The organism is Streptomyces sp. NPDC001513 (assembly GCF_042894695.1).
In the GTDB taxonomy this organism is placed as follows: Bacteria; Actinomycetota; Actinomycetes; order Streptomycetales; family Streptomycetaceae; genus Streptomyces.
In genome coordinates, this window is the sequence record NZ_JBIAVU010000007.1 from 308989 (window position 1) to 332107 (window position 23119).

The 23119-nt window shown below is 73.9% G+C and carries 23 protein-coding genes; 18 read left to right on the forward strand and 5 right to left on the reverse strand.

Features of this window, described 5'->3' with window-relative positions; genetic code table 11:
* Positions 1 to 204: 204 nt before the first annotated feature.
* Positions 205 to 702 (forward strand): hypothetical protein, encoded by a 498-nt coding sequence (locus tag ACFYZ4_RS17925; protein ID WP_390784309.1) that lies wholly within the window; start codon positions 205 to 207, stop codon positions 700 to 702.
* A gap of 13 nt (positions 703 to 715) precedes the next feature.
* Here ACFYZ4_RS17925 and ACFYZ4_RS17930 read toward each other — a convergent pair whose 3' ends face one another.
* Both ACFYZ4_RS17930 and ACFYZ4_RS17935 read right to left on the reverse strand, forming a co-directional pair.
* Positions 716 to 1801 (reverse strand): MerR family transcriptional regulator, encoded by a 1086-nt coding sequence (locus tag ACFYZ4_RS17930; RefSeq protein WP_390784310.1) that lies wholly within the window; start codon positions 1799 to 1801, stop codon positions 716 to 718.
* A gap of 1178 nt (positions 1802 to 2979) precedes the next feature.
* Positions 2980 to 3153 carry a hypothetical protein gene (locus tag ACFYZ4_RS17935; RefSeq protein WP_390784311.1) on the reverse strand — a complete coding sequence of 58 codons (174 nt, stop codon included), beginning with the start codon at positions 3151 to 3153 and terminating at the stop codon, positions 2980 to 2982.
* Between the two features lie 73 nt (positions 3154 to 3226).
* On the opposite strand from ACFYZ4_RS17935, the gene ACFYZ4_RS17940 reads away from it, so the two are divergent.
* From ACFYZ4_RS17940 to ACFYZ4_RS17975, 8 genes are all read left to right on the forward strand, one after another.
* A complete protein-coding gene (locus ACFYZ4_RS17940) occupies positions 3227 to 4165 on the forward strand; it encodes a TauD/TfdA dioxygenase family protein (protein WP_390784312.1) in 939 nt (312 codons plus the stop codon).
* A 51-nt stretch (positions 4166 to 4216) separates the two neighbouring features.
* Positions 4217 to 4774: an NADPH-dependent FMN reductase gene (gene ssuE / locus ACFYZ4_RS17945; protein ID WP_361753864.1), complete on the forward strand. Its 558-nt coding sequence runs from the start codon at positions 4217 to 4219 to the stop codon at positions 4772 to 4774.
* 40 nt (positions 4775 to 4814) lie between these two features.
* A complete protein-coding gene (locus ACFYZ4_RS17950; RefSeq protein WP_351287373.1) occupies positions 4815 to 5855 on the forward strand; it encodes an ABC transporter substrate-binding protein in 1041 nt (346 codons plus the stop codon).
* An 8-nt stretch (positions 5856 to 5863) separates the two neighbouring features.
* Positions 5864 to 6658: an ABC transporter ATP-binding protein gene (locus ACFYZ4_RS17955; protein ID WP_351287375.1), complete on the forward strand. Its 795-nt coding sequence runs from the start codon at positions 5864 to 5866 to the stop codon at positions 6656 to 6658.
* Positions 6655 to 7728, forward strand: coding sequence for an ABC transporter permease (locus tag ACFYZ4_RS17960; RefSeq protein ID WP_390784313.1), 1074 nt, complete (start codon positions 6655 to 6657; stop codon positions 7726 to 7728). Before ACFYZ4_RS17955 ends, ACFYZ4_RS17960 begins: the two co-directional genes overlap by 4 nt.
* Before the next feature lie 108 nt (positions 7729 to 7836).
* The gene (locus ACFYZ4_RS17965) at positions 7837 to 9171 is read left to right on the forward strand and encodes an LLM class flavin-dependent oxidoreductase (protein ID WP_384340410.1); all 1335 of its coding nucleotides are present in this window, start codon (positions 7837 to 7839) and stop codon (positions 9169 to 9171) included.
* Positions 9168 to 10757 (forward strand): FAD-binding protein, encoded by a 1590-nt coding sequence (locus tag ACFYZ4_RS17970; protein ID WP_351287381.1) that lies wholly within the window; start codon positions 9168 to 9170, stop codon positions 10755 to 10757. Before ACFYZ4_RS17965 ends, ACFYZ4_RS17970 begins: the two co-directional genes overlap by 4 nt.
* Positions 10754 to 11107, forward strand: a complete 354-nt coding sequence (locus ACFYZ4_RS17975) for a 4Fe-4S dicluster domain-containing protein (RefSeq protein ID WP_384340414.1) — start codon at positions 10754 to 10756, stop codon at positions 11105 to 11107. Before ACFYZ4_RS17970 ends, ACFYZ4_RS17975 begins: the two co-directional genes overlap by 4 nt.
* A gap of 51 nt (positions 11108 to 11158) precedes the next feature.
* Here ACFYZ4_RS17975 and ACFYZ4_RS17980 read toward each other — a convergent pair whose 3' ends face one another.
* Both ACFYZ4_RS17980 and ACFYZ4_RS17985 read right to left on the reverse strand, forming a co-directional pair.
* Positions 11159 to 12079 carry an NADP-dependent oxidoreductase gene (locus ACFYZ4_RS17980; protein WP_351287385.1) on the reverse strand — a complete coding sequence of 307 codons (921 nt, stop codon included), beginning with the start codon at positions 12077 to 12079 and terminating at the stop codon, positions 11159 to 11161.
* Between the two features lie 37 nt (positions 12080 to 12116).
* Positions 12117 to 12824 carry a DUF2470 domain-containing protein gene (locus ACFYZ4_RS17985; RefSeq protein WP_351287386.1) on the reverse strand — a complete coding sequence of 236 codons (708 nt, stop codon included), beginning with the start codon at positions 12822 to 12824 and terminating at the stop codon, positions 12117 to 12119.
* 157 nt (positions 12825 to 12981) lie between these two features.
* Between ACFYZ4_RS17985 and ACFYZ4_RS17990 the strand changes: the two genes are divergently transcribed.
* The 4 genes from ACFYZ4_RS17990 to ACFYZ4_RS18005 all read left to right on the forward strand — a co-directional run bounded on the left by ACFYZ4_RS17990 (position 12982) and on the right by ACFYZ4_RS18005 (position 15906).
* The gene (locus tag ACFYZ4_RS17990; RefSeq protein ID WP_351287388.1) at positions 12982 to 13377 is read left to right on the forward strand and encodes a cell division protein SepF; all 396 of its coding nucleotides are present in this window, start codon (positions 12982 to 12984) and stop codon (positions 13375 to 13377) included.
* Positions 13378 to 13444: 67 nt separating this feature from the next.
* Positions 13445 to 14887 (forward strand): ATP-binding protein, encoded by a 1443-nt coding sequence (locus ACFYZ4_RS17995; protein ID WP_390784314.1) that lies wholly within the window; start codon positions 13445 to 13447, stop codon positions 14885 to 14887.
* Positions 14884 to 15297 (forward strand): nucleotide pyrophosphohydrolase, encoded by a 414-nt coding sequence (locus ACFYZ4_RS18000; protein ID WP_351287392.1) that lies wholly within the window; start codon positions 14884 to 14886, stop codon positions 15295 to 15297. The genes ACFYZ4_RS17995 and ACFYZ4_RS18000 overlap by 4 nt, the downstream gene beginning before the upstream one ends.
* Positions 15298 to 15420: 123 nt before the next feature.
* The gene (locus ACFYZ4_RS18005; protein WP_351287393.1) at positions 15421 to 15906 is read left to right on the forward strand and encodes a DUF6099 family protein; all 486 of its coding nucleotides are present in this window, start codon (positions 15421 to 15423) and stop codon (positions 15904 to 15906) included.
* A 66-nt stretch (positions 15907 to 15972) separates the two neighbouring features.
* Here the strand turns inward: ACFYZ4_RS18005 and ACFYZ4_RS18010 are convergent, their stop codons facing one another.
* Complete coding sequence (locus ACFYZ4_RS18010) at positions 15973 to 16227, reverse strand: hypothetical protein (protein ID WP_390784315.1); 255 nt, start codon at positions 16225 to 16227, stop codon at positions 15973 to 15975.
* 202 nt (positions 16228 to 16429) lie between these two features.
* On the opposite strand from ACFYZ4_RS18010, the gene ACFYZ4_RS18015 reads away from it, so the two are divergent.
* The 5 genes from ACFYZ4_RS18015 (at position 16430) to ACFYZ4_RS18035 (ending at position 23086) form a co-directional block, all read left to right on the forward strand.
* Entirely contained in the window at positions 16430 to 17356 is a 927-nt protein-coding gene (locus tag ACFYZ4_RS18015) for an LLM class F420-dependent oxidoreductase (protein WP_351287395.1), read from the forward strand.
* A gap of 10 nt (positions 17357 to 17366) precedes the next feature.
* Positions 17367 to 18299 carry a homocysteine S-methyltransferase gene (gene mmuM / locus ACFYZ4_RS18020; protein ID WP_390784316.1) on the forward strand — a complete coding sequence of 311 codons (933 nt, stop codon included), beginning with the start codon at positions 17367 to 17369 and terminating at the stop codon, positions 18297 to 18299.
* An 18-nt stretch (positions 18300 to 18317) separates the two neighbouring features.
* Complete coding sequence (locus ACFYZ4_RS18025; protein WP_390784317.1) at positions 18318 to 19811, forward strand: 3' terminal RNA ribose 2'-O-methyltransferase Hen1; 1494 nt, start codon at positions 18318 to 18320, stop codon at positions 19809 to 19811.
* Positions 19808 to 22402 carry a polynucleotide kinase-phosphatase gene (locus tag ACFYZ4_RS18030; RefSeq protein WP_390784318.1) on the forward strand — a complete coding sequence of 865 codons (2595 nt, stop codon included), beginning with the start codon at positions 19808 to 19810 and terminating at the stop codon, positions 22400 to 22402. Before ACFYZ4_RS18025 ends, ACFYZ4_RS18030 begins: the two co-directional genes overlap by 4 nt.
* Positions 22403 to 22579: 177 nt before the next feature.
* Positions 22580 to 23086, forward strand: a complete 507-nt coding sequence (locus tag ACFYZ4_RS18035) for a hypothetical protein (RefSeq protein ID WP_351287402.1) — start codon at positions 22580 to 22582, stop codon at positions 23084 to 23086.
* The last annotated feature ends 33 nt before the right edge of the window (positions 23087 to 23119 follow it).

Consider the following 23119-nt stretch of genomic DNA (forward strand, 5'->3'; position numbering starts at 1 on the left):
CGGGCGTCGCCGCGCCGGCGGGCGTCCCGCACGGGAGAGGTCCGCGGGGGAGCGGGGCCGCCGCGACGGAGCACCCGATTGAAGACTTCCGACAGAAGCGCCGGTCCCGGCGTGTCTGCGGCGGTCCGTTCCGCCCGGGCGGTACGGGTGGTGGGCGGACCGGTGGTGCGCGTGGTGCGAGGGTGCGAGTGGCGGGAGCCGGTTGTGGCGATGGTCGGACTGTTCTGGATCACTCCGGACGCGGTGTACGTGGGGTCGCCGCCGAACGCCGTCGGGAGCCGCGTGCGGCTGACCGGCGACGGGCCGCAAGCGGTGGACCCCGACGGCTCCCGTGCGTGGACGTGGGAAGGACTGCGTTCCGCGGTCGTCGAGGACGTGCCCGTCGAAGGCCCGTCGGGCCGCGCCTCGAAGCTCCTCGGGGCGGTGGTCTCGGCCGCGGTCGGCGCCTTCACCGGCGAGGGGCCGCCCGAGATGACCCTGCGGCTGGAGACGGACAACGGGCCCGAGCGGGTGACGGTGTACGCGGCGGCCGCCGGCTACGGCGCCGAGGAGACGGCCCTCTCCCAGGAGCTGCTCGCCCGTTTCGTCGCGGGAACCGCGCATCCCCGGACCCTTGAGGCCTGGGGCCGTGACCACGCCCCGCTGGGCACGCCCAAGCCACCCGAGCGGGAGTCGCTCCTGCACACCTGGGCCCGGGCCTGAGCGAGCCAGGGGGTCAGTCCTCCAGGCGGACGGGCATCAGCAGCGAATACGTGTCCTCGGTGTCGGTCCGGCGGATCACCAGGGGCGCGGTGGGGGCGCCGAGCTCCAGGACCAGCTGGTCGCGGGCTCCGGCGGCGAGGGCGTGCAGCAGGAAATCGCGGTTGACGGCGACGCGGTCCGGGTCGTCGTCGCCGTCCTCGCAGACGGCCACCCCACCGTCGGCCGTCACCTTCAGCACGCTGAGGTCGCAGGCGCCGCCGTCCTGCCCGGGCGCCTCACTCGCACGGACCGGTCCGGTTTCGACCGCCTCCCGGAAAGCGGCGACGTCGACGAGGGCGCGGCGCCCCGCCGGCAGGCGGACGAGGCGGCGGTAGTCGGGGAACTCGTGATCGACGCACCGGCCGGCCGTCTGACGGTCCGCCGCCTCCAAGGTCACGCGGTCCCCGTCCACGGCCAGCCGGACCGGGGCGTCGCCCGTCAGCAGCGCCCGCATCGCGTCGACGAGCGGGGACGGCACGACGGCCTGCACGCGGGGCCCGCCGTAGCCGGTGGTGGCGGCCCGCGCGACAGCCATCCGATACCGGTCGGTGGCCACGACGCGGAGCACGTCGCCCTCGATGTCGAACAGGACGCCGCCGAGCATCGGCAGGTCCGGATCGGTGCCGGCGGCGAAGCGGACGGCGTCCAGCGCGGCGGCCAGCTCGGGGGCGGAAACGGCCGGCCGGACGGTGGTGGTGCGGGGCACGGTCATCGGGTCTTTCTCCCTGCGGTCGAGAAGCGCTCGGACGGTGGAGAACGCGCCGCGGGCATCGGACAGCCCCTGTTCGAGCCGGCGCAGGTGTGCCTCCAGCAGCTTCCGCACCAGGTCGGTGTCCGCACCGGACCAGCCGGCCAGCACCAGCCGGATGTCCGCCAACGGCATGCCGGCCCGCCGCAGCCGGGCCAGCAGGCCGGCCTCTTCGAGCTGTCCGGGGCCGTACCAGCGGTAGCCGCTGACCGGATCCACCCAGGCCGGGACCAGCACACCGGCCCCGTCGTAGAACCGCAGGGTGCTGACACTCAGTCCGCTGTCCCGGGCCATCTCGCCAATGCTGCGCATCTCGCTCTCCACACCCGGAACTCTGCGCCCTCCACCAGGTCGAGGGTCAACCGTGGCGGCGGCGTTGCGGGGTCGTGAAATCCAGCCACGGGTTTTCGGCCGCAGATGATCGTGCGGATGATCTACCGGCCCGACGGAACGCGCAGGTCACATCGGCTGTACGGAGTCGGGCGAGGGGCTCGTTCCGGCCACCCCGGGGCGCCGCGGGAGGGGGTTGACCGGCGGCGGGGGCGCTGACAGTCTCCGAGCCATGTCCGCGACCGAACTTCTCGCCACGCGGCTCCACACCCCCGGCCTCTGTACCGAGCCGGGCGAGTGTCCGGGCCGCTGTCCGGCCCCCACGGCCTGACCCCCGCCCGCACGCCCTCCCGGACCCCGCCCCGGACCGCGCCCTCCGGGACCGCCCCTCCGGGGGCAGGCCCCCGGCACGCGCGCCCTCCCGGACCGCCTCCACGGACCGGCCCCGGGACGCACCGTCCCGGACCGCCCCTACGGACGGCCCATACGGGCCGGCCCCCGGGACGCGCTCTGATCGGGCCGGCGCCCACCAGGACCGCCATCCCAAGACGAAGCGCCACCGGACCGGTTCCCGAGGGATGTCCTTCCCGAGGCGGATCCCTGACCGGGCACCCCTGACCGGGCACCCCTGACCGGGGACGCCCCGGGACGTGCTTCCGAAGGGACGCCCCACCGCCACGCCGCCCGTCGGCGAGCCCATCCCGATTCGGCCCCCTGACCGGGGCGCCCGGCCGGGGCGGCGCCCGTCACCGATGACCCACCGGGGACGTCCGCCAGGACGGCTCCCCGCCGGCGGACCCGCCCTGCCGGACCGGCGCCCCACCGGGAACGCCTTCCGTCACGACCACCCACCGGAACCCATCGAGGCTGCCTCGCTGCGGAGCGGTCCGACGTGAACGGTGCCCAAGGAGGGGGCGCCGTTCCGGCAGGACCGCTCCGGCGCGGTGCCCACGGCGGGTGCCTCACCGGACCCCACCGGCGCGGCCGCGCGCCGGGCGGTTGGGGTGGTGCCCGACCAGGGCCACCGTTCCGGCGGGACCGCTCAGGGACGGGTGCCCCACCGGAACCCACCGGGGTGGCTTCGCGCCTGCGCCGGTCCGGCACGGTACGAGGCCCCCCAGGGGTGGCCTCGTACCGGGGTGGCTCGCCGTGGTGACGCCTCACCGGCGGCGGCCGGCGCGGTACGCCTCGCCGGGGACCCCGGCGGGGCGGCCGGGCACCCGAGGGGCCTCCGCGCCCTCGGGGCCGCCGCCCGCACCCGTACCGCCCGCACCCGTACCGCCCGCACCCGTACCGCCCGCACCCGTACCGCCCGCACCCGGAACCACCCGCACCGCGCCACGTCACCCCGTATCCGCCGCTGCGGCGACCAGCCCGCCCGCAGCCAGTCCTCAGCAGGGAGCTCCCATGGCCACCACCCTTCCCGCCCCCACCGTCACCGTCACCAGGATCGGCGGCCGCATCGGCGCCGAGATCGGCGGCGTACGGCTCGGCGGCGACCTGCCCGACGGCACCGTCGCCGAGATCCGCGCCGCCCTCCTCGCGCACAAGGTCGTCTTCTTCCGCGGCCAGGACCACCTCGACGAGGCCTCCCACGAAGCCTTCGCCGAGCTGCTCGGCGCACCCGTCGCGCACCCCACCGTCCCCTCCGCGGACGGCCGTTACGCCCTCGGCATCGACTCCCACCACGGCGCCCGCGCCAACCAGTGGCACACCGACGTCACCTTCGTCCCCGCCTACCCCGCCTTCTCCATCCTCCGCGCCGTCACCCTCCCCCCGTACGGCGGCAACACCCTCTGGGCCAACACCGCCACCGCCTACGCCCACCTCCCCGAGCCGCTCCGCGCCCTCGCCGACAGCCTGCGCGCCGTGCACACCAACGAGTACGACTACGCCGCCCTCAAGCCCGACGCCCTCCCCGAGGCCCTGGCCCAGTACCGCGAGGTGTTCACCTCCACCAAGTTCCTCACCGAGCACCCGGTGGTCCGCGTCCACCCCGAGACCGGCGAACGCACCCTGCTCCTCGGCAACTTCGTCCAGCGGATCAACGGCCTCACCGGCCGCGACTCCCGCGCCCTCCAGGACCTCTTCCAGTCGCACATCGAGAGCCCCGAGAACACCGTCCGCTGGCAGTGGCAGACCGGCGACGTCGCGATCTGGGACAACCGCGCCACCCAGCACTACGGCGTGGACGACTCCGACGACCACGAGCGCACCCTGCGCCGCGTCACCGTCGACGGCGACGTCCCGGTCGGTCCGGACGGCGAGCCCTCCCGCCTGATCAGCCCGGAGACCGTCCCGGACCCCGCCTTCGGCATCCCGTCCGGCGCTTCCACCACCGCCTGACCCCGTTCCGCCCGCCCCGCCCGCTCCCCGTACGTCACCCAAGGAGCCCCCGTGCCCCACCTGCTCGCCATCACCGGCAGCCCCTCCGCCCACTCCCGTACCGCCGTCGTCGCCGACCACGTGCTGCGCCGCCTGTCCCACTCCGGCTTCGGGACCGCGCACCTGGCCGTGCGCGAGCTCCCCGCCGCCGACCTGCTCGCCGCCCGCCGCGGCGAGCCCGAGATCCGCCGCGCGCTCGAAGCCGTGGCCGAGGCGGACGGCCTCGTCATCGCGACCCCGGTCTACAAGGCCTCGTACACCGGCCTGCTCAAGGCCTTCCTCGACCTGCTCCCGCAGGACGGCCTCGCCGGCAAAACGATTCTCCCGCTGGCCACCGGCGGCAGCCTCGCCCACGTCCTGACCATCGACTACGCCCTGCGCCCCGTGCTCGCCGCCCTCGGCGCCCGACACGTCACCGCCGGCCGGTTCGTCCTCGACTCCTCCGTCGAGCGCGGCTCCGGCCCCGACCGGCTGCGGCCCGAGGCCGAGCTCGACCTCTTCCAGGCGGTCGACGAGTTCGCCGAGGCCCTGCGCACCGCGCCCGCCGCCGCGCTCACCACCGCTCCGTAACACGCCACCACCACGCAACCGCACCGACAAGGACCCCGTCATGCCCGTGCCCGCAGGATTCACCTCGACCCGCACCTCCCGACGCCAGTTCCTGACCCTGCTCGGCATCTCGGCGGCCGCGGTGAGCTGCGGCACGGCCACCGCCACGGGAGGCGGATCCGGCTCGCAGGTCAAGACCCTGAAGTACCAGGGCTCGGTCGGTGCGGTCTCGCTCCCCGAACTCGCCGCCGACCTCGGCTACTTCGAGGACGTCACGCTCGAATGGGTCGGCAACACCATCAGCGGCCCGCAGGACATCCAGTCCGCCGCCACCGGCCAGACCCACTTCGGCAGCGCCTTCAACGGCGCGGTCATCAAGCTCGCCGCCGGCAAGGCGCCGATCAAGGCGGTCATCTCCTCCTACGGCTCGGACCAGTACTCCTACGCCGGCTACTTCGTCCTGGAGGACAGCCCGATCCGCTCCGCCCGGGACCTGATCGGCAAGAAGATCGGCATGAACACCCTCGGCGCCCACTACCAGGCGCTGCTCGACACCTACCTCAGCCGCAACGGCCTCTCCAAGGCGGACGCGGCCAAGGTCGAGGCCCTGGTGATACCGCCCGTCAACACCGAACAGGCGCTGCGCGCGAAGCAGATCGAGGTCGGAGTGCTCACCGGCATCCTGCGCGACAAGGCCGTCGCCGCCGGCGGCATCCGCCCGCTGTTCACCGACGTGGAACTGCTCGGTCCGTTCAGCGCGGGCACCTACATCATGACCGAGCGCTTCATCAAGCAGAACCCGGACACCGTACGGACCTTCGTGACGGGCGTGGCCAAGGCCATCGAGTGGTCCCGCACCACCCCGCGCGAGGAGGCCGTCGCCCGGATGACCGAGATCGTCAAGAAGCGCGGCCGCAACGAGGACACCACCGCCCTGCAGTTCTGGCGCTCGTACGGGATCGCCGAGACGGGCGGCCGGATACCCGACCAGGAGTTCCAGCTCTGGCTCGACTGGCTCGGTGAGCGGGGCGACATCAAGCAGGGGCAGTTCAAGCCGTCCGACCTCTACACCAACGAGTTCAACGCCTACGGAAAGGGGTGACGGCCACCATGACGAAGATCGTGTTCGAGGGAGTGCGCAAGACCTTCGGGGACTTCACCGCCCTCGACGGCATCGACCTGGAGATCCGCAGCGGGGAATTCCTCGTGGTCGTCGGCCCCAGCGGCTGCGGCAAGTCCACGCTCCTCGACCTCCTCGGCGGCCTGGCGGCCCCGACGGCCGGGCGGATCCTGCTCGACGGCAAGCCGGTCACCGGGCCGGGCCTGGACCGGGGCATCGTCTTCCAGCAGTACGCGCTGCTGCCGTGGCGCACCGCCCAGGGCAACGTCGAGTTCGGCCTGGAGGCCACCGGTGTGCCGCGCCGGCAACGCGCCGCCCGGGCCAAGGAGTTCCTGGACCTGGTCGGACTGACCGGCTTCGAGGACCGGCACCCGCACCAGCTCTCCGGAGGCATGCGCCAGCGTGTCGCCATCGCCCGCGCGCTGGCGTACGACCCGGACGTGCTGCTGATGGACGAGCCGTTCGCCGCGCTCGACGCGCAGACGCGCGAGTCCCTCCAAGACGAGCTGCGCCGCATCTGGCAGAGCACCGGCAAGACCGTCGTCTTCATCACGCACGGCATCGAGGAGGCCGTCTACCTCGGGCAGCGGGTGGCCGTCATGACCTCCCGGCCCGGCCGGGTCAAGGAGGTCGTCCCGGTCTCCTTCGGCGACCGCGACGGCCTGCTCGGGGAAGCCCTGCGGTCGAGCCCGGAGTTCGCCCGGTACCGGCACGAGATCTGGAACCTCCTCCACGACGAGGTGGCCCGAGCCCAGCAACTGGAGAAGGAGGCGGCAGCCGCATGAGCACCGGAACCGACACCACGGCCCCGGCCCAGCCCGTTCCGGACGCGGGGACCGCTCCCGGCCCGGCCGAGTCCGTCCCGCCGGCGGGGCCCGCCGCGCCCGCTTCCGGGACCGCCCCGGCCGGAGCCCCGGTCCTCAAGACCCCGGCCCCGGCCGGCCCCGACGTGGCCGGAGCCCCGGCCGGCAAGTCCACGGCCGATGCCGATGCCGATGCCGATGCCGATGCCGACGTCGCCCCCGGGCCGGACCGGGTACCCGCCGCGCCCGCACCCCCGGCCCCCGGCCGGACGAGGACCGCCGCACGCGCCGTCGTACGCGCCCTGAAGGCCGTCGCCCTCCGGACCGCCGCGATCCTCGCCCTGGTCGCCCTCTGGGAGTTCGCCCCGCGCGCCGGCCTGGTCGACGCCACCTTCCTGCCGCCCATCAGCGAGGTGGCCGTCGCCTGGTGGGAGCTGGCAGGCGACGGCCAGCTCGCCGACCACACCCAGGCCAGCCTGATCCGCTCCTTCGGCGGCTTCGGCATCGCCGTGGCCGTCGCCGTCCCGCTCGGCCTGCTGATCGGCTGGTACCGGCCGCTCGCCGACTTCCTCGGGCCGCTGCTGGAGGTCTTCCGCAACACCGCGGCCCTCGCGCTGCTCCCGGTGTTCGTCCTGCTCCTCGGCATCGGCGAGACCTCGAAGGTGTCGATCGTCGTCTACGCCTGCCTCTGGCCCGTCCTGCTCAACACCATCAGCGCCGTCCGCAACGCCGACCCCACCCTGATCCGGCTCGCCCGGTCGATGGACCTCTCCACGCCCCGCCTGTTCCAGAAGGTGATCCTGCCGGCCTCCGTACCGGCGATCTTCACCGGAATCCGGCTGGCCGGCGCCGTCTCCATCCTCGTCCTGGTGGCCGCCGAGATGATCGGCGCCAAGGCGGGCCTCGGCTATCTGATCAACGCCTCGCAGTTCAACTTCGCGATCCCGCAGATGTACGCGGGCATCGTCACCATCTCCGCCATCGGCGTGGCCTTCAACCAGCTGCTGGTCACGATCGAACGCCGCCTCAGCACCTGGCGCGTCCCGGCCTGACGGTTCGTACCCGGGCCCCGACGCCCACCGCCCGCAGCCTCACAGCCGGTGCCCGACGCCCGACGGCCCCACCCCCGCTTCGCGCCACCTGACACACAAGGAACCGTCATGACCACCGCCCCCCGGACCCTCCACCTCAACGCCTTCCTCATGAACGCCGGGCACCACGACGCCGCCTGGCGCCACCCCGACAGCACCCCCGAACGGGTCACCGACCTGCGGTACTTCCAGGAACTGGCCCGCACCGCCGAGCGCGGACGGCTCGACTCCATCTTCTTCGCCGACGGACTCGCCCTCTGGGGCAAGGCCCGCTACAACGCCCTCGGCGGCTTCGAGCCGCTCACCCTGCTGTCCGCCATCGCCGCCGTCACCGAGCACATCGGGCTGATCGCGACCGTCTCCACCACCTTCAACGAGCCCTTCAACACCGCCCGGAAGTTCGCCTCCCTCGACCACATCAGCGGTGGCCGCGCCGGCTGGAACATCGTCACCTCCGGCACCGTCGACGAGGCCCGCAACTTCAACCGCGACGAGCACCTGGCGCACAACCTCCGCTACGACCGCGCCCGCGAGTTCCTCGACGTCGCCACCAAGCTCTGGGACAGCTGGGAGGACGACGCGATCGTCCTCGACAAGGAGGCCGGCATCTACGCCGACACCGACAAGCTCCACCCCGCCGCCCACCGCGGCGAGTACTTCGGTGTCGCCGGACCGCTCAACGTCCCGCGCTCGCCCCAGGGCCACCCGCTCCTCGTGCAGGCCGGCTCCTCCGAGGACGGCAAGGAGTTCGCCGCCCAGTACGCCGAGGCCGTCTTCACCGCCCAGCAGACCCTCGCCGACGGCCAGACCTTCTACAAGGACCTCAAGTCCCGCCTCGCCAAGTACGGCCGCACCGAGAGCGACCTGCTCGTGCTGCCCGGCATCGCCCCGGTCATCGGCTCCACCGAGGCCGAGGCCAAGGCCCTGGAGCAGCAGCTCACCGACCTCCAGGTGCCGGAGTACGGCCTGGCCCAGCTCTCCGGCATGGTCAACGTGGACCTGACCGGCCTGCCGCTCGACGGCCCGCTGCCGGACCTGCCCGAGGAGCGGGACGTCAACGGCAACAAGAGCCGCTTCACCCTCGTCGCCGAGCTCGCCCGCCGCGACGGCCTCACCCTGCGCGAGCTGATCGCCCGCCTCGGCGCCGGCCGCGGCCACCGCACCTTCGCGGGCACCCCCGAGCAGATCGCCGACCAGCTGGAGGAGTGGTTCACGCAGGGCGCCGCCGACGGCTTCAACATCATGGCGCCCGTCCTGCCCACGGGCCTGACCGACTTCGTCGACCACGTCGTGCCGATCCTGCAGCGGCGCGGCCTGTTCCGCACCGAGTACACGGGCCGCACCCTCCGCGAGAACTACGGCCTGGCCCGGCCGGCCAACCGCCACACCAGGGGGAGCGCATGACCGATCACGTCACCGACGTCCTCGTCGTCGGCGGCGGACCGGCCGCCACCTGGGCCGCCCTCAAGGCGGCCCGGGCCGGGGCCCGGGTCGTCCTCGCGGACAAGGGCTACTGCGGGACGAGCGGCGCCACGGCCGCCGGCGGCACCGGCGTCTGGTACGTCCCGCCCGAGCCCGCCGCCCGCGAGGCGGCCATGGCCTCCCGCGAGGGCCTCGGGGGCTACCTGGCCGACCGGCGCTGGATGGCCCGGGTCCTCGACGAGACGTACGACCGGATGAACGAGCTGGCCACCGAGGGCCGCTACCCCTTCCCCACCGGACCCGACGGCCGGCCGCTGCGCAACGGCCTCCAAGGCCCCGAGTACATGCGGCGGATGCGCATCCGGATCCGCCGCGCCGGGGTCCGCGTCCTCGACCACAGCCCGGTCACCGAACTGCTCACCGACGCGGACGGGGCCGTCGCGGGCGCCGCCGGGTACCGCCGCCAGGCCCGGGAGCACTACCGGGTCCGGGCCGGCGCCGTGGTCCTCGCCACCGGCGGCTGCGCCTTCCTCAGCGGGGCGCTCGGCACCAACACCAACACAGGCGACGGCGCCCTCTTCGCCGCCGAGGCCGGGGCGGAGCTCTCCGGCATGGAGTTCTCCAACGCCTACGGCATCGCCCCCGAGGGCACCTCGGTCACCAAGACCGCCTTCTACTCCTTCGCCACCTTCTACCAGGAGGACGGCAGCGTGCTGGAGGGCGCGGCCAGCCAGGGCGGCCGCTCGGCGATCGCCCGCGAACTCCTCACGGGCGCCCGCGTGTACGCGCGCCTCGACCGCGCCGACGAGAAGGCCCGGGCCGCGATGCGCCTCGCGCAGCCCAACTTCTTCCTCACCTTCGACCGGCTCGGCATCGACCCCTTCACCGACCGCTTCGCCGTGACCCTGCTCGCCGAGGGCACGGTCCGCGGCACCGGCGGCATCCGGATCACCGGCGACGACTGCTCCACCGGCGTCCCGGGCCTGTACGCCGCCGGGGACGCGGCCACCCGCGAGGAGATCTGCGGGGGCTTCACCGGAGGCGGCAGCCACAACGCCGCCTGGGCCGTCTCCTCCGGCAGCTGGGCCGGCCGGGGCGCCGCCGCGCACGCCCTGTCCCTCGGTGCGGGACGGGCCGCCCACCGCCCCGTCACCGGCGCCGGCGGAGCCGGGCTGCGCCCGACGGGACACCGGGCCGAACCGGGCGGGCACCGCGAGGCCGTGGAACTCGTACAGGCGGAGGTGCTCCCGTACGACAAGAACTACCTGCGTCGCGGTGACGTCCTCGCCGCCTCGCTGCGGACCCTGGACGCGGCCTGGGCACAGCTGCGGGCCACGCTCCACGGCGAGGGAGCGGAGCTGGTCAGGGCCCGCCAGGCGGCGGCGATGACGGCGCACGCGCGGTGGATGTACGCGGCCGCCCTCGCCCGGCCCGAGACCCGGGGGATGGCCAAGCGGCTGGACCATCCGCGACCGGACCCGGCACTGCACCACCGGATCCTGGTGGGCGGCCTGGACCGGGTGTGGACCCGGCCCGCGGCCCCGGCGGGCACGGGGGTGGCGGCGTGATCGAACTGGTCTCGCACGAGCGGTGCATCACCTGCGACAAGTGCATCGAGGTGTGCCCGACGGACGTCTTCGAGCGCGGGCCCGAGGGGATCCCGCTGCTCGCCCGGCAGGAGGACTGCCAGACCTGCTTCCTGTGCGAGGCCAACTGCCCGGCGGACGCGCTGTTCGTCTCGCCGCTGACCCGCCCGGCGGGGGACGACCCGGCCGTACGGGACGAGGCGGCGCTGGTGGACCGCGGCCTGCTCGGCAGCTACCGGCGCGAGATCGGCTGGGGCGAGGGCCGGACGCCCGGGGCGCTCAGGGCGATCGGGCCGCCACTGGGAGGGGACCTGCGGCCCATCACGTCCTGAGGCGGGGGGCCGGGGGCGGTCCGGGCGGACCGCCCCCGGCCCGTTGCCGGGTCAGACCGTCAGGACGATCTTGCCGCGCGTGCGGCCCGCGGCGCTCAGCTCCCAGGCCCCGGCCGCCTCGGCGAGCGGCAGCGCGTGCTCCACGTTGACGGTGAGGCTGCCCGCGTCGGCGAGTTCCGCGAGGAACGTCAGATCGGCCGTGTCGGGGCGCACCCACAGCTGGTGGGCGCCCTTCGCGGCCGCCTCGTAGTCGGCGATGGAGACGACCCGGCCGCGCTCCTTGACCAGGGACTGCAGGGTCTCCACGACGTCGTCACCGTAGAAGTCCAGGGCCGCGTCGACGCCTTCGGGCGCCAGCTCGCGGATCCGGTCCGCCAGGCCCTCCCCGTACAGCACCGGTTCGGCGCCGAGCCCGCGCAGGTAGTCGTGGTTGTGCGCGCCGGCGGTGCCGATGACCCGCAGGCCGAGCGCGACGGCGATCTGCACGCCGAAGGAGCCCGTGCCGCCCGCCGCGGAGTGGATGACGACGGTCTCGCCGGCCTTGACGCCCACGCGGGTGAGGGACTGGTAGGCCGTGAGGCCGGCCAGCGGGATGCCCGCGGCCTGCTCGAAGCTCAGCGCGCGGGGCTTGCGGGCGAGGGTGCGGACGGGGGCGGAGACCAGTTCGGCGTAGGTGCCGAGCTCCACCCACTCCTTGCGGACGTAGCCGTACACCTCGTCGCCCACGGCGTAGTCGAAGGTGTCCGGGCCGACTTCCTCGACGATCCCGGCGACGTCCCAGCCGGGTATGACGGGGTGGCGGACTTCGAGGATCGGGTCGAGGTATCCGGCGGCGAGCTTCCAGTCCACCGGATTGACCCCGGCGGCCTTGACGCGGACGAGGACCTCGCCCGGACCCACCTTCGGCTTCGGTACGTCAACGAGCGTGAGGTCCTGGGCGGTTCCGTATGCGCTGTACGTGATGGCCTTCATGATCGTTCCCAACAGGGCCCCGCCGGACCCTATTCCCTCACGCGGGCAGGGTGTTGCGGTGCGAGCTGCGGCGGGCCGCGGCGAAGAGCGCCTGGATCTGCGCACCGGACTGCTCGACGTCGTCGAGGGGGCAGGGGAAGGGCAGCGTCACGTCCCGGTGCCCGCGCCGCTCCTCCAGCCGCAGGGTGATCCCGTACCGGTCCAGGGCGACCGGGAGCGCGCGGACGACGGCGGTGGTGGGCAGCGGCCGGACCAGGCGCAGCAGCAGGGTGACGAGGTCGTGGTGGTCGTCGAGGAGGTGCGTGAGCATGCCCGCCTCGTACGGGGCGAGCGGGTCGGGGTGGGCCGCCTCCAGCTCTTCCAGGCCGACGTACGCGAGGCCGTGCTCGGTCTCCAGGACGGCCTGGCCGAACTCCACGCAGGTGGAGTCGGCGGCCTGGTCCGAGTACGGGGTGAGCAGGCGGCCCAGCACGGTGACGCGGGCGCGCACCCGGTCGCGGACGGGGGTGGGGGCGACGTCGGTGAATTCCAGCCGGATCGTGGGCCGGTACTCGTCGTCGCCGCCCGGTTCGGCGGGGTGCAGGTGCAGCCGGCCCATCGGGTCGCTGCCGTCGAGGTGGCGGACTTCGGTGCGCCGTTCGTCGGTGATCAGCGTCATGGAGTGGGCGGCGGTCAGGATCGACCGGATTCGCTCGGCGTCGGTGGGCCGGGAGGCCGGGGTGGCGGGGGCACCGGACATGCGCATGCGGATCTCTCCATCGTCCGAGTAGGTTAGGTATGCCTAACCTAACTCATCCTGGGCTCCGAGAGTACCCGTCGTGGTTCGTGTCGCTGTTGGGCTGAACGGGTGAAACGCGAGAGGATGGGGGGATGCACAAGAAGCGCGCGGCCGAGGCGGCCCGGTGAGCAGGTACGACGTCACCGACGAACAGTGGGAGGGGCTCGCGCAGGTGGTCCCCCTGCGCAGTCGCAACGAATGGCCCTCCCGGGTGGACCACCGCACGATTCCCAAGACGCCCGGGGCGTCGGTGGCGGAGCAGCGGCGCTTCGTGGTGATCAGAGTTCAGATCTTCGCGGACGCGCGGGAGGTGGCGGAGTACCTGATCGCGCAGATCCCGGTGCTGCTCGACCTCACCGGCGCGGACAGCGAAGTGGCCAAGCGCATCCTGGACTTCAGCAGCGGCGTGGTCTTCGGACTGGGCAGCGGGATGCACCGGGTGGACCGGAACGTCTTCCTGCTGGCCCCGGTGGGGACCGAGGTCGAGGGGATCGCGGCCGCGGCGGTCCCCCGATCGTAGGAAGGTCCCCGCGAGGGAACGGTTCGCCGGAGCCACGGGGGGTCCGGCGGCCCGTACCGTCCCGCGCATGGACGCCACCTTGGACGCGGCGGTGGGCCCCGCCCCCGCCGCACTCGCCCCCGACGCCGACCGCGACCCCGACGTCGCGTTAGCCGAAGGCGCTCCGGCCGACGGCGCGTCGGCCGACACCCCCACCGTTCCCGCACAGGCCGGGCCGAGGCGCGCGGCCCCGGCGACGGAGGCCCGGGCCCGGTCCGCCGCTTCCGTGGGACCGGCCGCCTCCGCGGGCGAGGATGCCGCCTCCGTCGACCCGGCCGACGCCGCGGCCGTGCCGCCGCAGGCCGGACCCGGCGGTTCCGGGCGCCCTGCAGAGCCCGCGCAGCGGCATCCGCGGCCCGTTGTCACCGAACTGCGGCTCTCCGCCTTCGGGCCGCACCGGTCGGCGGCCTTCCCGCTCGGGCCCGTCACCCTCTTCGCCGGGCCGAGCGGCAGCGGCAAGTCCCAGGCCCTGGCCGCCTACGAGGCCCTGGCGGGGCTGGGTTCCGGCGCCACCCTGGAGGAGGCCTTCCCGGACCCGCGCGCCCGCATCCCCGACCTGGCCGTCCCCGATGCGCAGCGGCGGCGCGGATTCCGCCTCGGCTGCACGGTCGACGGCCCCGCCGGCCCGGTCCGGCTCGACCTCGCCGTCCAGGCCGAGCCCACGCTGCGGATCGTCGGCGAACGGCTCTCGCAGGACGGGCGGATCCTGCTCGCCACCGCCCTGCGCGACCCCGGCCGGCGCTCCGTGCAGGCCGCCTGGCTGACCGGCGGCGCCATCGGCGTCACCCGGGCCCCGCTGCCCGACGACCGGCTCGGCACCGCGCTCCTCCCGCTGCGCGTCGCCGGCTCCACGGCCGGCCAGCGACAGGTGCTGGCCGCAGCCGAGCAGGTCGTGGTCGCCCTGCGCTCGGTGTTCCCCTGCGACCCCCGCCCGGACCGGATGCGCGCCGCCGTCCCGCCCGGGGAGGGCCGGCTGCTCGGCGACTGCGCCAACCTGGCCGACGTACTGCGCCGGACCCGCCACGAATGCGGCACCCGCCACGCGCTGCTGGCCGGGGCGGCCCGCACCGGCTGCGCCGGGCCCGTCACCGGCCTCGACGTACGGGGCCCCGCGGGCGGCGGAGCGGTCACGGCGGTGCTGGACCGCGGCCCCGACCGGCCCGCCACGGAACTGGCCCGCCTCGGCGCGGGCGAACTGCGCTTCCTCGCACTGGCACTGGTCCTGCTGACCGGCCCGGGCGTGCTGGCCATGGATCCGGCCGCCGAACTGCTCTCCGCGCAGCAGGCCCTGACGGTGCTGGCCGACGGCTTCGACCGCGGCCTGGACCGGTGCCAGAGCGCCGAGCTGCTGCGCCTGGCCCTGCTGTCCGGGGCGCGCGGTCACATCCGGCTGGTGGCGGCGGTCGGTGAGGACACCGCGGCGGCCGCCCGCCGCCTCCCGGGCGTCGCGATGGTAGACCTGACGGCATGAACGAGACCCAGGAGCCGCGTCCCGAGCAGCGTCCGGACGAACGGCCCGGCGAACGGCCCGAAGAACGGCTGGACCGACTGCAGCGCCGGCTCGCGGAGTTCGCGGCCGCGCGCGGCTGGGAGCCGTACCACACGCCCAAGAACCTGGCCGTGGCGCTGAGCGTCGAGGCGGCCGAACTGGTCGAGATCTTCCAGTGGCTGACACCGGAACAGTCGGCGAAGGTCATGGAGAAGCCGGAATCCGCCCACCGCGTGGCCGATGAGGTGGCCGACGTGCTCGCGTATCTGCTGCAGTTCTGTGAGGTTCTCGGGGTGGATGTGCTGGATGCGCTCGCCGCGAAGATCGAGAGGAACGAACTCCGCTTCCCTGTGACCGGTACACCGACGCCGAATCGTCACTCTTCGGAGTGATGGACTCATCCACAATCACGTTTGTGTCCACATTTTCCGAATACCCCTGGCTTTACTGGCTTGTTGCCCTCACTCTGGGTAGTGGTGAGGACGGCGGGATGTCGTGCGGACGGGGGACGGCATATGGATGCGGTACGGCTCATCGCGGCCGGCCGGCACGCGCTGGCACAGAGTGGGGCCGCGTGGGACATCGTGGGCGAGGCCTGGCAGGCCCAGGCGCTCGCGCAGGGGATCGGGAGCTGTCTGGCGGTCACCGGGCCGCCGGAGCTGAGATCGGAGGCACGGGGACTGGGGGAAGCGGGAGGCAGAGGATGCGGGGTGCTCGACAGAGCCGCCCTGCGCGGCGAGGGCAGTGCGCCCGAGTATCCGCCGCGGGCGGCGCAGCTGAGCGAGGTCTCGGATGTCCGCCAGGCGCTGCTCGGGCTTCAGGCGCTGCTGGGCGAAGTGGGGATAGCCCTGGTCGGGGTGGCCTGCGGGACGGACGACGAGACCCTGTACTGGCAGTGCATAGAGTCGATCGACGCGGCTGACGAGTCGAGCGACCGGGTACGGGCGATCCTGCGCCGCATGGCGGTCCGCGAGCGCGGATCCGCCTCGGGCGTGGCCTGAGCGGACGCCTTCGGCGGCGCGGGTGAAGCGAGTGGGGTCCCGCCGTGCGCGGCGGGACCCGCACGGTCAGGACGGCCGGTAGGACGGGCACTCGCCCTTGGCGGTGCGGTCCGTGGAGGACTGGAGATCGGCGTCGAGCCGGGAGAGGTCGGCGTTCAGCGCCGCCATCAGCTCTTCCATCTGCTGGAGCAGGCCCTTCGGCGCGCCGCCGCCCTGGGCGGGTACCGCGGGCTCCTGGTGCGCGTCCTCGTGTGCTGCCTGTCCGGCCGGTCCGTTCGGTCCGGTCTGTCGGGGGGTCTCCGGCACGGCCTCGTGGGACATGGCGGCCTCCTCGGCCCTGGCCCTTCCAAGGCGGAAGGGGGCGGTGGACGCACCGGCGAGGGTCCGCCGGCGCGCGGGCCGGGCGGTCCGGCTCCGTCCGAGGAAACGATCCCCATCCGGGCTGGTCACTGGCGGCGTCCCGGGTGGCCCGTCCGGTTGACGCAGATTCACCCTGCCGGGGCGGGAAGGGCAGGATGGGTCCATGGATCTGCGCATTTTCACCGAGCCGCAGCAGGGTGCGAGCTACGACACCCTCCTGACCGTCGCCAAGGCCACCGAGGATCTGGGCTTCGACGCCTTCTTCCGCTCCGACCACTATCTGAAGATGGGATCCGCCGACGGCCTGCCCGGCCCCACCGACGCCTGGATCACCCTCGCCGGCCTGGCCCGCGAGACCAAGCGGATCCGCCTGGGCACGCTCATGACGGCCGGCACCTTCCGGCTGCCCGGCGTCCTCGCCATCCAGGTGGCGCAGGTGGACCAGATGTCCGGCGGCCGCGTCGAACTGGGCCTGGGGGCGGGCTGGTTCGAGGAGGAGCACAAGGCCTACGGGATCCCCTTCCCGGCGGACCGGATGTCCCGGCTGGAGGAACAGCTGGCCATCGTCACCGGCATGTGGGCGACCGAGCCCGGCGCCACCTTCGACTTCGCGGGCCGCCACTACCAGGTGGAGAACTCGCCCGCGCTCCCCAAGCCCGCCCAGGCCAAGGTCCCCGTCCTCATCGGCGGCCACGGCGCCAAGCGCACCCCGCGGCTCGCCGCGCGCTACGCGTCGGAGTTCAACATGCCGTTCGCGTCGGTCGCCGACAGCGAGCGGCAGTTCGGCCGCGTCCGCGAGGCGGCCGAGGAGGCCGGCCGCAAGGCCGACGACCTCGTCTACTCCAACGCCCTCGTCGTGTGCGTGGGCAAGGACGACGCGGAGGTGGCCCGCCGGGCCGCCGTGATCGGCCGGGACGTGGACGAACTCAAGGCCAACGGCCTGGCCGGCTCCCCGGCCGAGGTCGTCGAGAAGATCGGCGCCTACGGGGCCGCCGGCTCCTCCCGCGTCTACCTCCAGCTGCTCGACCTCGACGACCTGGACCACCTGGAGCTGGTCTCCGCCCAGGTGCTCTCCCAGCTCGGCCGGTAGGAGCCGCCCCGTGCCACGCGCGTCCGGCCCGCTCGCCGAGGCCCTCAGCCGCAGGACCGTGCTCCTGGATGGCGGTCTGAGCAACCAGCTCGCCGACCAGGGCTGCGACCTGTCCGGCGGCCTCTGGACGGGCCGGGTGCTCGCCGAGCGGCCGGACCAGGTGGAGGCCGCCCACACGGCGTACGCGCGGGCCGGCGCCGAGGTGCTGATCACCGCCGGCTACCAGGTCGGCTACGAGGCCTTCGCCGCCCACGGGTACGACCGCGCCGCGACCACCGCCCTGCTGCACCGCAGCGTCGCCCTCGCAGCCCGCGCGGCCGAGGCCGCCGACCACGAGGTGTGGGTGGCCGCCTCGGTGGGCCCGTACGGGGCGGTGCTCGCGGACGGTTCCGAGTACCGCGGCCGGTACGGCCTGAGCGTGCGCGAGCTCGCCGCCTTCCACCGACCCCGCATCGAGGCCCTGCTCGAAGCCGGCCCCGACATCCTCGCCGTGGAGACCCTCCCCGACCCGGACGAGGCCGAGGCCGTGCTCTGCGTCCTCGCGGAAACCGGCGCCCCGGCCTGGCTGAGCTACACCGTGGCCGACGGCCGCACCCGCTCCGGCGCGCCCCTCCCCGCGGCCTTCGCCCTCGCCGCGGACGCCCCGGAGATCATCGCGCTCGGCGTCAACTGCTGCGACCCGGCCGAGGTCCTGCCCGCCCTCGAAGCGGCCGCCACCACCACCCGCAAGCCGCTCCTGGCCTACCCCAACGACGGCTCCGTCTGGGACGCCGCCACCCACACCTGGCACACCCCGCAGACCCCCACCCCCTGGCCCACCCGCGCCTGGCACCGCGCCGGCGCCCGCCTCGTCGGCGGCTGCTGCCGCATCGGCCCCACCGGGATCGCCGCCCTGGCCACCGCCGTCCACCCCCGGAAAACGAGAGGCGCTCAGGAGCGGTGACCGGCAACAATCGACCGTGTGTTCCTGACGATCTCCACCACCGGCTCCCCTGAACGAACCGCCACCGACCTGGGCTACCTGCTGCACAAGCATCCCGGGAAGACGCAGGCGTTCTCCACCTCCCACGGCACCGCCCACGTCTTCTACCCCGAGGCCACGGCCGAACGGTGCACGGCGGCCCTGCTGCTGGAGGTGGATCCCGTCGCGCTCGTGCGGCGCGGCCAGGGCAAGGGCCGGGGCGGAGCCCCCGACGCCGCGCTCGCGCAGTACGTCAACGACCGCCCGTACGCCGCCTCCTCGCTGCTCGCCGTCGCGCTCAGCGGAGTCTTCCGCACCGCGCTCAAGGGCCAGTGCGCCCTCCGCCCGGAACTCCCGGAGCGGGCGCTGCCGCTGCGCATCGAGATCCCGGTGCTGCCCGCACGCGGCGGGGCCGCGCTCGTGCACCGGCTGTTCGACCCGCTCGGCTGGGACCTCGTACAGGCCGAGGCCCTGCCGCTCGACGAGCAGTTCCCCGAGTGGGGCGACTCGCGCTACGTACGGCTCGTCCTGGAGGGCGAGCTGCGCCTGGCCGACGCCCTGCGCCAGCTCTACGTGCTGCTGCCGGTGCTCGACGACGCCAAGCACTACTGGATCGCCCCCGACGAGGTCGACAAGCTGCTGCGCGCCGGAGACGGCTGGCTCGCCGCCCACCCCGAGAACGGGCTGATCAGCTCCCGCTACCTGGCCCGCCACAAGCGGCTGACCCAGGACGCCATCGAGCGCCTGGAGCTGGTCCGCCTCGCCGAGGCCGACGGCAGCGAGGTCGAGGAGCTCGACAACGCCGTGGACGAGACGCGGGACACGGAGGAGCGGCCCGTCCCGCTCGCCGTGCAGCGGCGCGAGGCCATCCTCGCCGCGCTGCGCGCCGCCGGTGCCCAGCGGGTGCTGGACCTCGGCTGCGGACAGGGCCAGCTGGTGCAGGCCCTGCTCAAGGACCCCGCGTACACGGAGATCATCGGCATGGACGTGTCCGTACGGGCCCTGAACACGGCCGCCCGGCGGCTGCGCCTGGAGCGGCTGGGCGAGCGGCAGAGCTCGCGCGTCACGCTCCTGCAGGGCTCGCTCGCCTACACCGACAAGCGGCTGGCCGGCTACGACGCGGCCGTGCTCAGCGAGGTCATCGAGCACCTGGACCCGGAGCGGCTGCCCGCGCTGGAGTACGTGGTGTTCGGCTCGGCCCGCCCCCGCACGGTCCTCGTGACCACCCCGAACGTCGAGTACAACGTCCGCTGGGAGACCCTGCCCGCCGGGCACGTCCGGCACGGCGACCACCGCTTCGAGTGGACCCGCGAGGAGTTCCGCGCCTGGGCCGGCTCCGTGGCGGCGCGCCACGGGTACGAGGTCGCGTACGTCCCCGTCGGCGACGACGACCCCGAGGTCGGCCCGCCCACCCAGATGGCCGTCTTCACCCGGAGCGACACCACCGCCGACACGACCACCGCCGAGACCCCGAAGGAGGGCGAGGCAGCATGACCACGGACAGCACCGAGACCACCGAGACCACCGAGACCACCGGGACCCGGCCCCACCGCACCCGCGTCCTTCCCGTCACCGACCTGTCCCTCGTCGTCCTGATCGGGGCCACCGGATCGGGCAAGTCCACCTTCGCCCGCAAGCACTTCAAGCCGACCGAGGTCATCTCCTCCGACTACTGCCGCGGCCTGGTCTCCGACGACGAGAACGACCAGAGCGCGAGCCGCGACGCCTTCGACGTCCTGCACTACATCGCGGGCAAGCGCCTCGCCGCCGGCCGCCTCACCGTCGTCGACGCCACCAGCGTCCAGGCCGACGCCCGCCGTCAGCTGGTCCGGCTCGCCCGCGAGCACGACGTCCTGCCCATCGCCATCGTCCTGGACCTGCCCGAACAGGTCTGCGCCGAGCGCAACGCGGCCCGCCCCGACCGGGCCGGACTGCCCCGCGCCGTCATCCAGCGCCACCGCCGCGACCTGCGGCGCTCGCTGCGCGGTCTGGAGCGCGAGGGCTTCCGCAAGGTCCACGTGCTGCGCACCGTCGAGGAGGCCGAGACCGCCGAGGTGGTCCTGGAGAAGCGCTTCAACGACCTCACCCACCTCACCGGCCCCTTCGACATCGTCGGTGACATCCACGGCTGCTCCTCCGAGCTGGAGACCCTGCTCGCCAAGCTCGGCTACGAGGACGGCGTCCACCCCGAGGGCCGCACGGCCGTCTTCGTCGGCGACCTCGTCGACCGCGGCCCGGACAGCCCCGGCGTGCTGCGCCGCGTCATGGGCATGGTGAAGTCCGGCAACGCCCTGTGCGTGCCCGGCAACCACGAGAACAAGCTCGGCCGTTACCTCAAGGGCTCCAAGGTCCAGCGGACCCACGGCCTCGCCGAGACCATCGAGCAGCTGGAGCAGGAGCCGGCGGAGTTCGTGGAGGAGGTACGGGAGTTCATCCGCGGCCTCGTCAGCCACTACGTCCTCGACGGCGGCAGGCTGGTGGTCTGCCACGCCGGCCTGCCCGAGAAGTACCACGGCCGCACCTCCGGCCGGGTCCGCTCGCACGCCCTGTACGGGGACACCACCGGCGAGACGGACGAGTTCGGCCTGCCCGTGCGCTACCCGTGGGCGGAGGACTACCGCGGCAAGGCCGTCGTGGTCTACGGCCACACCCCGGTCCCGAACACCGCCTGGATCAACAACACCATCTGCCTCGACACCGGAGCCGTCTTCGGCGGGAGGATGACGGCGCTGCGCTGGCCGGAGCGCGAACTGGTCGACGTACCGGCCGAGAAGGTCTGGTACGAGCCGACGCGCCCGCTCGTCGCCGAGGCGCCGGGCGGTCACGAAGGCCGCCCGCTCGACCTGGCCGACGTCCACGGCCGCCGGGTCGTGGAGACCCGGCACCTGGGCAACGTCAACGTGCGCGAGGAGAACGCGGCGGCGGCCCTGGAGGTCATGAGCCGCTTCGCGGTGGACCCGCGGCTGGTCCCGTACCTGCCGCCGACCATGGCGCCGACGGCCACATCCCGGGAAGAGGGCTACCTGGAGCACCCGGCCGAGGCCTTCGCGCAGTTCCGCTCGGACGGCATCGCCCAGGTCGTGTGCGAGGAGAAGCACATGGGCTCCCGCGCCACCGTCCTGGTCTGCAAGGACGCCGACGCGGCCCGCGAGCGCTTCGGCGTCGAGGGCCCGACAGGTTCCGTCTACACCCGCACCGGGCGGCCCTTCTTCAAGGATCCGGAGGTCACCGAGGAGGTCCTCACCCGGCTCCGCTCGGCGGTCACCGACGCCGGCCTCTGGGAGGAGCTCGGCACGGACTGGCTGCTCCTCGACGGGGAACTGCTGCCCTGGTCCCTGAAGTCCGGCGGACTGCTGCGCAACCAGTACGCCGCCGTGGGCGCGGCCTCGGGCGCCGTCTTCCCGGACGCGATCGCCGCCCTGGAGACGGCCGCCGCCCGGGGCATCGACACCGGGGAGCTGCTGGAGCGCCAGCGCGGCCGGGCCGTCGACGCGGCCGCCTTCACCGACGCCTACCGCCGCTACTGCTGGACCACCGACGGGCTGGCCGGCGTACGGTTCGCGCCGTTCCAGCTGCTGGCGGCGGCCGGGCGGTCGCTGGCCGCCGTGCCCCACGACGAGCAGCTGTTCTGGCTGGACCGCCTGGTCGCCGCCGACGAGGCGGCGGGCACCGGGCTGCTGCGCCGCACCGGCCGGATCCTGGTGGACACCGGGGACGAGGACTCCGTACGGGCGGGCACCGACTGGTGGTTGGAGCTGACGGCCGCCGGCGGCGAGGGCATGGTGGTCAAGCCCCTCCAGGCGTACGCCCGGGACGGGAAGGGCCGTCTGGTGCAGCCGGGGGTCAAGGTGCGCGGACGTGAGTACCTGCGGATCATCTACGGTCCGGAGTACACCCGTCCGGACCACCTGGAGCGGCTGCGCGAGCGCTTCCTCGGGCACAAGCGCTCGCTCGCCCTGCGCGAGTACGCGCTCGGGCTGGAGGCGCTGGACCGGCTGGCGGCCGGGGAGCCGCTGTGGCGGGTCCACGAGGCCGTGTTCGCGGTGCTCGCACTGGAGTCGGAGCCGGTGGACCCGCGCCTCTGAGGGGACCGGACGGGGCCGCGTCAGCACGACCCGTAAAGGGGTGGCCCCCGTACGGCCGCTAATTAGGTCGTATGGGGGAACTTTCGCGGAGAACTCCGGGAAAACCACCGGCGGGATCGTTCAACCAGGGCAGCGGAATGTCCGCGACCCTGGAAGGACGGAACGTCACTTATGAAGATGACCGCGCGCGGAAGCATTGCGGCGCTGATGACCTGTATGGCCGCGGCCGGCGCGGCCACCCCGGCCGCGGCGGACTCGGTGCCGGTCGGTGTGCCGCTGGACGCCGTGAAGACCACGCTGGGCGTGGACACGCCGCGCGTGGGCACGGGCGTGCCGGTCCCGGTCGTGGGAGCGCCCGAGGCGCCCCGCTTCCACAAGGGGGACATGCTCCCGACCCCACTGCTCCCGGTGGTCCCGATCGGCACCCAGCTCGGCAGCACCCTCGTCACCTCCCCGGTGCCGAACCTGCTGGGCAAGCCGGAGACGGACGGCGAGGGCTCCGTGGAGGCCCCGGCCACCGACCTGCTCGCCCGGACCCCCGGGCTGGTCGCCGGCGGTCTGCTGACGATGCCGGACGCCTCCAACTCCGGGATCCCGAACCTGGCCGCGCCCGAACTGGGCCTGACCACCCCGGAACTCACCGGCGCCCCGTCGGCGCTTCTCGGCCTCGGCACCCCCCGCTGAGCGGACGCCACGTCAAAAGGCCGCCCGGTCTGC